The organism is Streptococcus sp. A69, from assembly GCF_058556195.1.
In genome coordinates, this window is record NZ_JBZUJU010000004.1 from 48,772 (window position 1) to 61,271 (window position 12,500).

14 protein-coding genes are annotated in these 12,500 nt (G+C 42.1%); all 14 read left to right on the forward strand.

What is annotated here, in order from left to right:
* Nucleotides 1–3: 3 nt before the first annotated feature.
* The 14 genes from AC4ME5_RS08400 to AC4ME5_RS08465 all read left to right on the forward strand — a co-directional run bounded on the left by AC4ME5_RS08400 (nucleotide 4) and on the right by AC4ME5_RS08465 (nucleotide 12,216).
* Complete coding sequence (locus tag AC4ME5_RS08400; protein ID WP_491800498.1) at nucleotides 4–1,791, forward strand: glycoside hydrolase family 35 protein; 1,788 nt, start codon at nucleotides 4–6, stop codon at nucleotides 1,789–1,791.
* Nucleotides 1,788–2,264 carry a PTS sugar transporter subunit IIB gene (locus AC4ME5_RS08405; protein ID WP_000156968.1) on the forward strand — a complete coding sequence of 159 codons (477 nt, stop codon included), beginning with the start codon at nucleotides 1,788–1,790 and terminating at the stop codon, nucleotides 2,262–2,264. Before AC4ME5_RS08400 ends, AC4ME5_RS08405 begins: the two co-directional genes overlap by 4 nt.
* Before the next feature lie 26 nt (nucleotides 2,265–2,290).
* The gene (locus tag AC4ME5_RS08410; protein WP_007522595.1) at nucleotides 2,291–3,196 is read left to right on the forward strand and encodes a PTS mannose/fructose/sorbose/N-acetylgalactosamine transporter subunit IIC; all 906 of its coding nucleotides are present in this window, start codon (nucleotides 2,291–2,293) and stop codon (nucleotides 3,194–3,196) included.
* Nucleotides 3,183–4,004 carry a PTS system mannose/fructose/sorbose family transporter subunit IID gene (locus tag AC4ME5_RS08415; protein WP_007522597.1) on the forward strand — a complete coding sequence of 274 codons (822 nt, stop codon included), beginning with the start codon at nucleotides 3,183–3,185 and terminating at the stop codon, nucleotides 4,002–4,004. Before AC4ME5_RS08410 ends, AC4ME5_RS08415 begins: the two co-directional genes overlap by 14 nt.
* A 3-nt stretch (nucleotides 4,005–4,007) precedes the next feature.
* Nucleotides 4,008–4,412, forward strand: a complete 405-nt coding sequence (locus AC4ME5_RS08420) for a PTS sugar transporter subunit IIA (protein ID WP_007522599.1) — start codon at nucleotides 4,008–4,010, stop codon at nucleotides 4,410–4,412.
* Nucleotides 4,413–4,622: 210 nt separating this feature from the next.
* A complete protein-coding gene (locus AC4ME5_RS08425) occupies nucleotides 4,623–5,789 on the forward strand; it encodes an SIS domain-containing protein (RefSeq protein WP_491800499.1) in 1,167 nt (388 codons plus the stop codon).
* Between the two features lie 10 nt (nucleotides 5,790–5,799).
* Nucleotides 5,800–6,795 (forward strand): tagatose-bisphosphate aldolase, encoded by a 996-nt coding sequence (gene lacD / locus AC4ME5_RS08430; protein WP_491800500.1) that lies wholly within the window; start codon nucleotides 5,800–5,802, stop codon nucleotides 6,793–6,795.
* A gap of 146 nt (nucleotides 6,796–6,941) precedes the next feature.
* A complete protein-coding gene (locus AC4ME5_RS08435; RefSeq protein WP_000649395.1) occupies nucleotides 6,942–7,979 on the forward strand; it encodes an aldose epimerase family protein in 1,038 nt (345 codons plus the stop codon).
* 110 nt (nucleotides 7,980–8,089) lie between these two features.
* Complete coding sequence (locus AC4ME5_RS08440; protein ID WP_491800501.1) at nucleotides 8,090–8,944, forward strand: VOC family protein; 855 nt, start codon at nucleotides 8,090–8,092, stop codon at nucleotides 8,942–8,944.
* A 304-nt stretch (nucleotides 8,945–9,248) separates the two neighbouring features.
* A complete protein-coding gene (locus AC4ME5_RS08445; protein ID WP_033583574.1) occupies nucleotides 9,249–9,821 on the forward strand; it encodes a hypothetical protein in 573 nt (190 codons plus the stop codon).
* A 1-nt stretch (nucleotide 9,822) separates the two neighbouring features.
* Nucleotides 9,823–10,488, forward strand: a complete 666-nt coding sequence (locus AC4ME5_RS08450) for a hypothetical protein (protein WP_007522611.1) — start codon at nucleotides 9,823–9,825, stop codon at nucleotides 10,486–10,488.
* Between the two features lie 16 nt (nucleotides 10,489–10,504).
* A complete protein-coding gene (locus tag AC4ME5_RS08455; RefSeq protein ID WP_007522613.1) occupies nucleotides 10,505–11,143 on the forward strand; it encodes a hypothetical protein in 639 nt (212 codons plus the stop codon).
* A 76-nt stretch (nucleotides 11,144–11,219) separates the two neighbouring features.
* Nucleotides 11,220–11,762 carry a DUF3592 domain-containing protein gene (locus tag AC4ME5_RS08460; RefSeq protein ID WP_007522615.1) on the forward strand — a complete coding sequence of 181 codons (543 nt, stop codon included), beginning with the start codon at nucleotides 11,220–11,222 and terminating at the stop codon, nucleotides 11,760–11,762.
* 196 nt (nucleotides 11,763–11,958) lie between these two features.
* Nucleotides 11,959–12,216 (forward strand): metal-sensitive transcriptional regulator, encoded by a 258-nt coding sequence (locus AC4ME5_RS08465; protein ID WP_000185157.1) that lies wholly within the window; start codon nucleotides 11,959–11,961, stop codon nucleotides 12,214–12,216.
* The last annotated feature ends 284 nt before the right edge of the window (nucleotides 12,217–12,500 follow it).

The following is a 12,500-nucleotide window of genomic DNA, read 5'->3' on the forward strand; positions in this document are numbered from 1 at the left end:
AACATGACAAGATTTAAAATTGAGGACGATTTCTATTTAGATGGAAAACCGTTCAAGATTTTGTCTGGCGCCATTCATTATTTTAGAATTCCAGCGGAGGATTGGTATCATTCTCTCTATAACTTAAAGGCACTTGGCTTTAATACAGTCGAGACCTATGTGGCTTGGAATTTACATGAACCCGTTGAAGGGGAATTTGATTTTGAAGGTGCCAGAAATTTGGAGAGGTTTCTTCAAATAGCACAAGATTTGGGTCTCTATGCCATTGTACGCCCGTCTCCATTTATCTGTGCAGAATGGGAATTTGGTGGCTTGCCGGCTTGGCTCTTGACCAAGGACATGCGAATCCGCTCGTCCGACCCGGCCTACATCGAGGCGGTTGCTCGCTATTATGACCAATTATTGCCAAGGCTTGTGCCTCGCTTGTTGGATAATAGTGGAAACATTCTTATGATGCAAGTCGAAAATGAATATGGCTCTTATGGAGAAGATAAGTCTTATCTACGAGCAATTCGGAAATTGATGGAAGACAGAGGGATTGATTGCCCACTATTTACTTCAGATGGCCCATGGAGGGCTACTCTGAAAGCCGGAACCTTGATCGAAGACGACCTCTTTGTGACAGGAAACTTCGGTTCTAAGGCTCCTTACAACTTTTCACAGATGCAGGAATTCTTCGATGAGTATGGCAAGAAATGGCCACTCATGTGTATGGAGTTTTGGGATGGTTGGTTCAACCGTTGGAAAGAACCCATCATCACGCGTGATCCAAAAGAGTTGGCAGAAGCTGTTCGAGAGGTGTTAGAGCAAGGCTCCATCAACCTTTATATGTTCCATGGCGGAACAAACTTTGGTTTCATGAATGGTTGCTCGGCTCGAGGAACTCTGGATTTGCCACAAGTTACATCTTACGATTATGATGCCCTTCTCGATGAAGAAGGAAATCCAACTGCTAAATACCTAGCAGTCAAGAAGATGATGGCAACACACTTCCCAGAGTATCCACAGTTGGAACCACTCTATAAGGAAAGCATGGAGATACAGGCCGTTCCATTGAACGAAAAAGTTTCCTTGTTTGAAACCCTGGATAGTCTCTCTAGTCCTACTGAAAGTCTCTATCCAAAAGCGATGGAAGAACTTGGTCAAAGTTATGGCTACCTTCTTTATCGTACTGAAGCAAGTTGGGATGCAGAAGAGGAACGTCTCCGTATCATCGATGGACGTGACCGAGCTCAACTCTATGTAGATGGTCAATGGATTGCTACTCAATACCAGACAGAGATTGGTGAAGACATCTACTGTCAGGGAAACCGAGAAGGCTTTTCAGAGATTGACATCTTGATTGAAAATATGGGGCGTGTCAACTATGGACATAAGTTCTTGGCAGATACGCAACGTAAAGGAATTCGCACAGGTGTCTGCAAGGATCTACACTTCATGTTAAATTGGAAACAATATCCACTTCCATTGGATAATCCTGAGAAAATTGATTTTTTAAAAGGATGGACAGAAGGACAACCAGCCTTTTACGCTTATGACTTTACAGTCGAAGAGCCAAAAGATACTTATCTAGACATGTCTGAGTTTGGTAAGGGAGTTGCCTTTGTCAACGGGCGTCACCTAGGACGTTTCTGGAACGTCGGCCCGACCCTCTCACTTTATATCCCTCATAGTTATCTCAAGAAAGGTGCTAACCGCATCATTATCTTTGAAACTGAGGGCGAATATAAAGAAGAGATTCATTTAACTCGTAAACCTACACTAAAACACATAAAGGGGGAAAACTTATGACAATTGTAGGATGCCGTATCGATGGACGTTTGATCCACGGTCAAGTAGCCAATCTTTGGGCTGGAAAACTAAATGTTTCACGCATTATGGTTGTAGACGACGAAGTTGTTAACAACGATATTGAAAAGAGTGGTTTGAAACTTGCGACACCACCAGGTGTGAAACTCAGTATCTTGCCAGTTGAGAAAGCAGCAGCAAATATCCTTGCTGGTAAATACGATAGCCAACGTCTCTTTATCGTTGCACGTAAACCAGACCGTTTCCTTGGTTTGGTCGAAGCAGGTGTTCCGCTTGAAACACTCAACGTCGGCAATATGTCTCAAACACCAGAAACTCGCTCTATCACACGTTCTATCAACGTGGTAGACAAGGATGTGGAAGATTTCCACAAACTAGCAGAAAAAGGTGTGAAACTCACTGCTCAAATGGTTCCAAATGATCCAGTTTCAGACTTTTTGAGCTTATTAAAATAGGAAAAAATTTTTAGGAGGTCATTGTTATGATACAATGGTGGCAAATTTTACTTCTCACTTTGTACTCAGCTTATCAAATCTGTGATGAGTTGACAATCGTTTCATCTGCAGGTTCCCCTGTATTCGCTGGTTTCATTACTGGTTTGATCATGGGAGATGTGACAACTGGTTTGTTTATCGGTGGTAGCTTGCAGTTGTTCGTTCTCGGGGTTGGTACCTTCGGTGGTGCTTCTCGTATTGACGCAACTTCTGGTGCGGTTCTTGCAACAGCATTCTCTATCTCTCAAGGTATTGATACAGATCTTGCAATCACAACAATCGCTGTACCAGTAGCAGCACTTTTGACATACTTCGACGTTCTTGGACGTATGACAACTACTTTCTTTGCACACCGTATTGATGCTGCGATCGAACGCTTTGACTACAAAGGTATCGAACGCAACTACCTACTTGGTGCAGTGCCTTGGGCTCTTTCTCGTGCCCTTCCAGTATTCTTTGCTCTTGCTTTTGGTGGTGCTTTTGTACAATCAGTAGTAGACCTTGTTAAAGAATATCAATGGATTGCAGATGGTTTGACACTTGCAGGTCGTATGCTTCCAGGTCTTGGATTTGCAATCTTACTTCGTTACCTTCCAGTTAAACGTAACCTTCACTACCTTGCAATGGGATTTGGTTTGACAGCTATGTTGACTGTTCTTTACTCATATGTAACAGGTCTTGGTGGAGCTGTTGCGGGTATCCTTGGTACTCTTCCTGCTGATGTTGCTGAAAAGATTGGCTTTGCTAACAACTTCAAAGGTTTGTCTATGATCGGTGTTTCTATCGTAGGTATCTTCCTTGCAGTTGTTCACTTTAAGAACAGCCAAAAAGTAGCTGTAGCAACACCTTCTACACCATCAGAAAGTGGGGAAATTGAAGATGACGAATTCTAATTATAAACTTACAAAAGAAGATTTTAATCAAATCAACAAACGTAGCTTGTTTACTTTCCAATTAGGTTGGAACTACGAACGTATGCAAGCTTCTGGTTACCTTTACATGATCTTGCCTCAATTGCGTAAAATGTATGGGGATGGAACTCCTGAATTGAAAGAAATGATGAAAGTTCATACTCAATTCTTCAATACGTCTCCATTCTTCCACACAATTATCGCTGGTTTTGACCTTGCCATGGAAGAAAAAGATGGTGTAGGTTCAAAAGATGCCGTTAACGGTATCAAGACAGGTTTGATGGGACCATTCGCTCCTCTTGGAGACACAATCTTTGGTTCACTTGTACCTGCTATCATGGGATCTATCGCAGCAACTATGGCGATCGCTGGCCAACCATGGGGTATCTTCCTTTGGATCGCAGTTGCAGTTGCTTATGATATCTTCCGTTGGAAACAATTGGAATTTGCCTACAAAGAAGGGGTTAACCTTATCAACAACATGCAAAGTACTTTAACAGCTTTGATTGACGCTGCATCTGTACTTGGTGTCTTCATGATGGGTGCTCTTGTAGCAACAATGATCAACTTTGACATTTCTTATAAATTGCCAATTGGTGAAAAATTGATTGACTTCCAAGATATCTTGAACTCAATCTTCCCACGCTTGCTTCCAGCAATCTTCACTGCCTTCATCTTCTGGTTGCTTGGTAAGAAAGGTATGAACTCTACAAAAGCTATCGGTATCATTATCGTGCTTGCCTTGGCTCTTTCTGCCCTTGGTAAATTTGCACTTGGAATGGGCGCATAATTTATGAGTAAATCATTAATTTTAGTGAGTCACGGCCGTTTCTGTGAAGAACTTAAAGGTAGCACTGAAATGATCATGGGTCCACAGGACAACATTCATGCAGTGGCTCTTCTTCCAGAAGATGGTCCCGAAGAATTTACTGCTAAATTTGAAGCTGCTATCGAAGGATTGGATGATTTCCTAGTCTTTGCGGACCTTCTCGGTGGTACACCATGTAACGTGGTAAGCCGTTTGATTATGGAAGGTCGCGACATTGAACTCTACGCAGGGATGAATCTTCCAATGGTGATTGAATTTATCAATGCCAGCCTTACAGGTGCAGATGCGGATTATAAGAGCCGTGCTGTAGAAAGCATTGTAAAAGTCAATGATCTGTTAGCGGGCTTCGATGATGACGAAGATGAATAATACTCTTCGAAAATCAAATTCAAACTACGTCAGCGTCGCCTTGCCGTACTCAAGTACAGCCTGCGGCTAGCTTCCTAGTTTGCTCTTTGATTTTCATTGAGTATAAGATGTAACTTAGAGCATCTTATATAGAATATACATGGGAATGGGAGTCACTCCCATTCCCATATTTTCAATAGGAATGAAACAACAATAGATTAGAGGAACTCTATGCTAAATTACACAAAAGAAGAATTACTTGAACTGGGTGCAGAAATCACGACTCGTGAGATCTACCAACAGCCTGACGTATGGAAAGAGGCTTTTGAAGCTTATCAAGTGAAACGGGAAGAAATTGCAGCCTTTCTGCAAGGGATCGCTGATAAACATGACTATATTAAGGTTATCTTGACGGGTGCTGGTACTTCTGCTTATGTGGGAGATACCTTGGTGCCTTACTTTAAGGAAGTCTATGACGAACGCAAATGGAATTTCAATGCCATTGCGACAACAGATATCGTAGCCAATCCAGAAACCTATCTGAAAAAAGATGTGGCAACTGTCCTTGTATCCTTTGCTCGTAGTGGGAATTCGCCTGAAAGTGTGGCGACGGTTGATTTGGCCAAAGCCTTGGTTGATGACCTCTATCAAGTGACCATTACATGTGCTGCAGATGGGGAATTGGCTCTTCAAGCGCATGGTGATGACCGCAATCTTTTACTCTTGCAACCAGCTGCATCTAATGATGCTGGATTTGCCATGACTTCTAGCTTTACATCTATGATGTTGACAGCACTCTTGGTGTTTGACCCAACAGAATTTGCTGTTAAAGCTGAACGTTTTGAAGTTGTATCTAGCCTTGCCCGTAAAGTCCTAGACAATGCAGCAGATGTCAAAGAATTGGTTGACCTTGACTTTAACCGTGTCATCTATCTGGGTGCAGGTCCTTTCTTCGGTCTTGCTCATGAAGCTCAGTTGAAGATTTTGGAATTAACAGCTGGTCAAGTGGCAACTATGTATGAAAGCCCAGTTGGCTTCCGTCATGGTCCAAAATCATTGATTAACCAAGATACAGTTGTTTTAGTATTTGGTACAACGACAGATTACACTCGCAAGTATGATTTGGACTTGGTTCGTGAAGTTGCTGGTGATCAGATTGCCCGTCGTGTCGTGCTTTTGAGTGATCAAGCCTTTGGTCTTGAAAATGTCAAAGAAGTAGCTCTTGGCTGTGGTGGAGTCTTGAATGATATTTACCGTGTCTTCCCTTACATTATTTATGCCCAACTCTTTGCCCTATTGACTTCACTCAAGGTAAAAAATAAACCAGATACACCGTCTCCTACAGGTACAGTAAACCGTGTGGTACAAGGTGTGATCATTCATGACTATCAAAAATAAGGAAGTGTCTATGAGTAAATTACAATTAAGTCCCAATAAAGTTGCCTGCTTGCAAAAACTCTCTGACGAGAACGGCATTATCTCAGCCCTTGCCTTTGACCAACGTGGTGCTTTGAAACGCCTCATGGCTCAATACCAAACAGAAGAGCCAACAGTGGCTCAAATGGAAGAACTTAAAGTCTTGGTGGCTGATGAATTGACAAAATATGCTTCATCTATGCTCCTTGACCCTGAGTATGGACTTCCAGCTACAAAAGCCCTTGATGCCAATGCTGGTCTTCTCCTTGCTTATGAGAAAATTGGCTACGACACAACAAGCACTAAACGCTTGCCAGACTGCTTGGATGTTTGGTCTGCCAAACGTATCAAGGAACAAGGCGCTGATGCTGTCAAATTCTTGCTTTACTATGACGTAGATAGTTCTGATGAACTCAACCAACAAAAACAAGCCTACATTGAACGAATTGGTTCTGAGTGTGTGGCGGAAGATATTCCATTCTTCCTTGAAATCTTGGCTTACGATGAAAAAATCGCTGACGCAGGTTCTGCAGAATACGCCAAAGTGAAACCACACAAGGTTATCGGTGCCATGAAGGTCTTCTCAGACCCACGCTTTAACATCGATGTTTTGAAAGTGGAAGTTCCAGTCAACGTCAAATATGTTGAAGGCTTTGGCGATGGTGAAATCGTTCATACACGTGAAGAAGCAGCAGCCTTCTTTAAAGCTCAAGACGAAGCTACTAACTTGCCATACATCTACTTGAGTGCAGGTGTATCAGCTAAACTCTTCCAAGAAACGCTAGTATTTGCCCACGAATCAGGCGCAAACTTCAACGGAGTTCTTTGCGGCCGTGCAACATGGGCTGGATCAGTCGAAGCCTACATCAAACATGGCGAAGCAGCAGCTCGTGAGTGGTTGCGTACAACAGGTTTTGAGAACATTGACGAACTCAACAAGGTTCTTAAAACAACAGCGACTTCATGGAAAGAACGTGTGGAAGCATAAAACAAGAATAGAAGAATCTTCTTTTGTTAAGAAGAGACTTAAGGTTTCCTGACAAAGGATTCTGAAAATAGGAACTACAACCATAGATGGTGAATATGCTTTCTATAGTTTGTTTACTTAATAGAAATAGAAAACAGGAGATGAAAATGAAAGCATACACAGAGCGTGTATTTGGAAATCATGAGGGCAAGGATGTCTTGGCCTATCGCTTTGAGACTGATGGTGGTTATCAGCTTGAAGTTATGACTTATGGTGCGACCATTTTGCGCTATGTCACACCTGACAAGGCTGGAAATTTTGCCAATGTTATCTTAGACTTTGATGATTTTGCTAGCTATGTAGGCAATAGTCCCAAGCATGGAGCTAGTGTGGGCCCAGTAGCAGGCCGTATCGCTGGTGCGACATTTGAGCTCAATGGCAAGACCTATGATCTTGAAGTCAACAATGCTAGCAACTGTAACCACAGTGGTTCAACAGGTTGGGATTCCAGCTTGTTTGAATTGGTAGAAGTGAGCGACCATGGCTTGACTCTCTACACCGAGCGTACAGACGGGACAGGAGGATTTCCTGGCAATCTCAAGATTTGGATTAGCTACCACTTGGAAGAAACTGGTGCCTACGAAGTCAGCTATAAGGTGACGACAGATCAGGATACGCTGGTCAATCCAACTAATCACAGCTACTTCAACTTGTCTGGTGATTTCACGCAGACAGTTGACCGCCATGTCTTTCAGCTAAATACGGAGGGCATTTACCCAATCGCTCCAGACGGTGTTCCAGCTAAGACTCCAGATGCCACTCGTGATGTTGTTAAACACATCTACAATGGTGCTTTGTTGAAGGATATCTTTGCAGAGAAAGATGAGCAAATCCAGCTGGTATCTGGTTTGGATCACCCATTTGCCCTTCCTGCAGGTCATGACAATGCTGGTTTCCTTTATGACCAAAACTCAGGTCGTTTCCTACTTTTCAAGACAGAGGCTCCTTGCTTTGTGGTCTACTCAGCAAACTTTGTAGATGAGAGTGTCATCATAGCTGGTCAGCCAATGATTCAGCACAATGGGATTGCCCTTGAAGCGCAAGCTTTACCAGATGCCATTCACAGTGACCTCAAAGACCAAGTTATTCTCAAAGCAGGGGAAACCTTTACCAGCAAAACTCGCTACGAGCTTGTTGTCAAATAAAAAGAAGAGCTGGTTTCCAGCTCTTTTGAGTTGACTTCGTTGACATTTTATCTCAATAGTGTATAATTGATGTAACGGATAAAGTTACAACAAACAAAAGGAGACACCCTATGACTTATGCATACCAGAGCCACATTTACCTAGCCGAGGTGGTTTTAAATGTCAAGGATTTGAAGAGTCAAACGGCTTTTTATCACCAGATTATTGGTTTGGAGATTTTATCTCAAACAGAGACAGAAGCAATTTTGGGACTTGGTAGAAAAGCCTTGGTCCACTTGATTCAGACAGAAAAAGCTGGGGAAGTAAGGGAGCATTATGGGCTCTACCATCTGGCAATTTTGTTGCCGACACGAAAAGCCTTGGCTGATGTCCTGAAACACCTAAGTGATTTGCGCATTCCTCTGGTCGGAGGTGCGGATCATGGATACAGTGAGGCCCTTTATCTGGAGGATTTGGAAGGAAATGGCATTGAACTCTACCGTGATAAGCCAGTGTCTTCATGGGATATTCGAGAAGACGGCCGCATTATCGGTGTGACAGAGGCCCTTGCGGCACAGGACATTTATGAGTTAGGGGAAAAGGTAGATCCCTTTCTCCTAGCTGAAGGGACGAGAATGGGGCATATCCATCTATCGGTTAAGGATAGCCGTGCGGCGAGTCAGTTTTATCAAACAGTGTTAGGGCTAGAGGATAAATTTACTATTCCTAGTGCCAGTTGGATAGCAGCCGGGAAGTACCATCACCATCTGGCTGTCAACGAATGGGCTGGAAAAGGTCTAGCTCCGCGTAAATCGGGCTTGCCTGGCTTGTTCTACTACGTCCTTGAGGTCGAAAGCAAGGAAGAACTCTTAGCCATCGTTGAGCAAGCACAAGAGGTGGAAGCTCCGATCAAGTGGTTACATTCGAGTGAGTTGGATCTTATAGACCCAGACGGGATTGTGACCCGCATTCGCTTGGCACGATGAGATGAAGAAAACACATCATATACATAGAAAAAGGCGGACAGGCTCGCATTCTGTTTTTAGAACGCGGACTTGTTCGCTTTTGTATGAAATGACGAAGCCTTTTTTGACTCTAGCTAAGGTATCGGTCAGGGATATTTTCCCTTTTCTGGGGGTTCATGCTATAATACTAATAAACTTTTCTTTCTCTAGGAAGGCAAAGGCCGAAAAATCGGCTAGAATGCTCGCAATCGTTGTCACGAAGCTTTTAAGAGAAAGTCGAACTCTGTTTGAACATCCGTATTGAGTTTAGGAGACGGGAAATAAGATGGACACAAGTGTAAAAAAATTAATCAATATGGGCCCTCTGGAGGACTATTTTATTTATTATGATCTGAGAAATCAAGTATTCTATGAAGTAAAACAAGGCATGAATTATTCAGCCATTGCAGCTCCTATTGCAGTCTTTTCCTTGCAACGGCTGTCGAAGTTGCTCAACCAAACCTTTGGAGATGTCTCATCACCTTTCAATCTGCTTTTCTTTATCTTGATGTCTCTGTTTTTAATTTTCGGGACAATTCTCCTTGCCAAATCTACCCGACGTAAAATGAAGACAGATAGATTTAGAAAAGTTAGGTTAACAAAAGCCAATATTAAAACACTTAGAAGAAAATCTAGATGGACAGTCCTAGTTGAGGTTTTTTGTTTTCTCATGATTCTGTTTTCCATCTATCGTTATTTTACCTACTCTGATTTTCTGTTCTTGATGATGTATATGTTAGGGATTTTTTCACTTGTTTATATTGTCTATGAATTTCAGATGAAAACGCGCAAACGACTGTTCAAAGAGCTGATGGAGACATTACAGGACGATAGCCGAGGAAAAGAGGGAGAAATGTAAGATGAGAAAAATCATTTATATAGGCCAAGGAAGCCAGCAATCCATCTACTATAACACAAGGACGAGAGAGGCATTAACGACAGAATCTAGCAACTTGCCAGATAGTGAAGGCGCCATCAGTTCAAAGAAATCCAAGTGGTCTTGGATTCTCTTTTTTGCTTTCTTGCTAGTTGCTATCATCAGTATTTGGATTCGTTCCTTGATAATGCCCTTTAGATTGAGTGAGTGGATGATTCCTATCCATCTAGCCGCAATCCTTTTTGTTTTTATCGGAAGTGTTTATGGATTTGAAAAACTTTTCTACAGTGGGGCTAAGTCGCTTGTTCCAGCAAGTGAAGAACAGTTTAAAGATGCGGTTGAAAGTAGTACTTTTTGGAGGAAGTCACCAGATAAGGAACCAACAGTTGATAAAATCATCTTGTATCTATTTGTTATCCTCGTTCTTCTATTTGTTTTTGTTATTGTTGTATTTTTTGCTATACCTGCGACTTTCATTCCTTACTATGAACAGGAATGGTTTAAGCCGTCCATGTTCATGGTACCAATCGGAGCAACGATCGTCCCAATTAGCGTGGTTCTTCTACTATTTCAAAACAATCCAATCCGCTGGATTTTAGCCGTACGAAAATACAAGCAGGGAAAAGTATTATTTAGGGAAGAGAAATAGAAAAGAGGAGATAATGATGTCACAAGAGAGATATTTGCAAATCAAAAAAGAGCATCAAGTTCGTAAGTTTGTGGGGCGTTTCCTCTTCATTCTTCTCGCTATACTCGATGTTCTACTGGTATCAAGTCATTCCAATTATGTCCCGCTTATAACGGTGGCTATGGTAACGATTGTGCCTTTTAATCATTTTCTACTTGGTCCTCTTAGGAGACAGAAAAAAGCTATAGAAAAAGAGCATCCAGAATGGAAAATACTCAGTACAAAGGGAGTAAAGGTTCCCTCGGCTGAAGCAAATAAAAGAACCTTGGCTGGTATTGGGATCTTGATAGCCTTGCTGTTGTCTTTTGGGCTATTCTATAAACCTGTGAAACAGCCGAACGACCAAGTAAACAAGCCACCTAAGGTTGATTCTAAAACGCCTGAAACGTCCAAGCCTTCTGAGTCTGAGTCGTCCAGTTCCTCAGAGTCGAAATCCTCGTCTTCGACTGAACAAAGTTCTAAAACCGAAAATTCAGGAACAAAACCGTCAAAAAGCGAGTCCAATAATCCCTATTACCAGATTCCAGGACTTACTGACGAACAGGTGAGAGATATCATATCGAAATCTGTGAAAGATTTAAGAGAAAAACAGTCAAAAGAAAAATCCGAAGAGTAGACTCCAGGGCTTCGATGTCTTTTCTGGATGAGTTAGTTTTGAGATTTTACTGTATAGAATAACAGGAGGAGTTCATATGACTAAAGAAGTGATTGGTTTGATAGTTGGAACAATCGTCATCTTCCTATCTTTTGTATTTGTGTGTGGGACCTTTCTTTTCCTCTATCTTCGGGATCAGAAGTTGGTCCGCCTTGCCAAGTCATCCGTTCCTGGAACGGTTATCGGCTATAGCCGTTTTCGTGAGGGGTATCCACCTATCGTCGAATACACGGTGGATGGGATTGCTTATAAGAAAACCTTGCAGTATTTTATGTTCAAAACGGTCACAATTCCGTGGGGGACTACTAAATTTTTAAAGGACTATACAAGAGAAGATATGCTAGCGCCTTCAATCACTCGCTACAGTAACTCCTTTGTTTCCTTCAAACGCTTGATGCAGACCCATTTCCCCCTTCATTCGGAGCTGACGGTCTGGTATGATCCAGACAAGCCGGCCAGGGCCTATGTCGAACGTTACAGTGGAATGGACAAGTTTTACAAGTGGTTTGGTATCGGATTTGGGCTGGCTCTAGTTCTAGTCTATGGGATAGTGATCCTAGCCTTTTTGTCCAAGATATAAGGCATAACTAATCGGAAACTTGATTTCCCAATCGTACTTCAAGGAGAACAGCCTTAGTTCTCCTTTTTCCTGTTCAGCAGATTTTTCTATCCAATCCAGAGAAAAGCTTGCCTCCTATAAAGACAGATAGGATGAGAATTTTGACAAAGAACCGTATTCGAGATATAATGAAGAAAAAGTGACCAAGGATAAATCAATGACAAACTCAAAGTATATAACACGCCTGAAACGTTCAGAGGGCCAGTTGCGTGGGATTCAAAAGATGATCGATGAAGATCGTGACTGCGCAGATATCATTACTCAGTTGACAGCAGTTCGCTCCAGTGTTGAGCGCGTGATTGAGATGATGATTACCGAAAATCTCACCGCTTGCATCAACCAACCGCTAGAGGACCCTGAGGCTCAAAAGGAACGCTTGGAAAAGGCTGTTCAGTACCTAATCAAACGGAAATAAACTAATTTTTGAGACAAGAGTTGCAAAGGTCTATCTACTATTAGAATAGTTTAATGTGAATCAAGAGAGGCTAGTAAAAAGTCTTTAAAATTAAAAAACGCATAGTATCAGGTGTTGAAAAACCTTGATACTATGCGTTTTATTGTGGGGAGATTTATACTCTTCGAAAATCAAATTCAAACCACGTCAGCTTCACCTTGCCGTACTCAAGTACAGCCTGCGGCTAGCTTCCTAGTTTGCACTTTAATTTTCATTGAGTATTACTTCATTTTCTCTTGAAATTG

Coding starts and splice junctions, on each gene's coding strand:
- AC4ME5_RS08410 (WP_007522595.1), top strand. CDS start 2,291: ATGATACAATGGTGGCAAATTTTACTTCTCACTTTGTACTCAGCTTAT.
- AC4ME5_RS08445 (WP_033583574.1), top strand. CDS start 9,249: ATGGACACAAGTGTAAAAAAATTAATCAATATGGGCCCTCTGGAGGAC.
- AC4ME5_RS08435 (WP_000649395.1), top strand. CDS start 6,942: ATGAAAGCATACACAGAGCGTGTATTTGGAAATCATGAGGGCAAGGAT.
- AC4ME5_RS08465 (WP_000185157.1), top strand. CDS start 11,959: ATGACAAACTCAAAGTATATAACACGCCTGAAACGTTCAGAGGGCCAG.
- AC4ME5_RS08415 (WP_007522597.1), top strand. CDS start 3,183: ATGACGAATTCTAATTATAAACTTACAAAAGAAGATTTTAATCAAATC.
- lacD (WP_491800500.1), top strand. CDS start 5,800: ATGAGTAAATTACAATTAAGTCCCAATAAAGTTGCCTGCTTGCAAAAA.
- AC4ME5_RS08450 (WP_007522611.1), top strand. CDS start 9,823: ATGAGAAAAATCATTTATATAGGCCAAGGAAGCCAGCAATCCATCTAC.
- AC4ME5_RS08460 (WP_007522615.1), top strand. CDS start 11,220: ATGACTAAAGAAGTGATTGGTTTGATAGTTGGAACAATCGTCATCTTC.
- AC4ME5_RS08400 (WP_491800498.1), top strand. CDS start 4: ATGACAAGATTTAAAATTGAGGACGATTTCTATTTAGATGGAAAACCG.
- AC4ME5_RS08425 (WP_491800499.1), top strand. CDS start 4,623: ATGCTAAATTACACAAAAGAAGAATTACTTGAACTGGGTGCAGAAATC.
- AC4ME5_RS08405 (WP_000156968.1), top strand. CDS start 1,788: ATGACAATTGTAGGATGCCGTATCGATGGACGTTTGATCCACGGTCAA.
- AC4ME5_RS08420 (WP_007522599.1), top strand. CDS start 4,008: ATGAGTAAATCATTAATTTTAGTGAGTCACGGCCGTTTCTGTGAAGAA.
- AC4ME5_RS08455 (WP_007522613.1), top strand. CDS start 10,505: ATGTCACAAGAGAGATATTTGCAAATCAAAAAAGAGCATCAAGTTCGT.
- AC4ME5_RS08440 (WP_491800501.1), top strand. CDS start 8,090: ATGACTTATGCATACCAGAGCCACATTTACCTAGCCGAGGTGGTTTTA.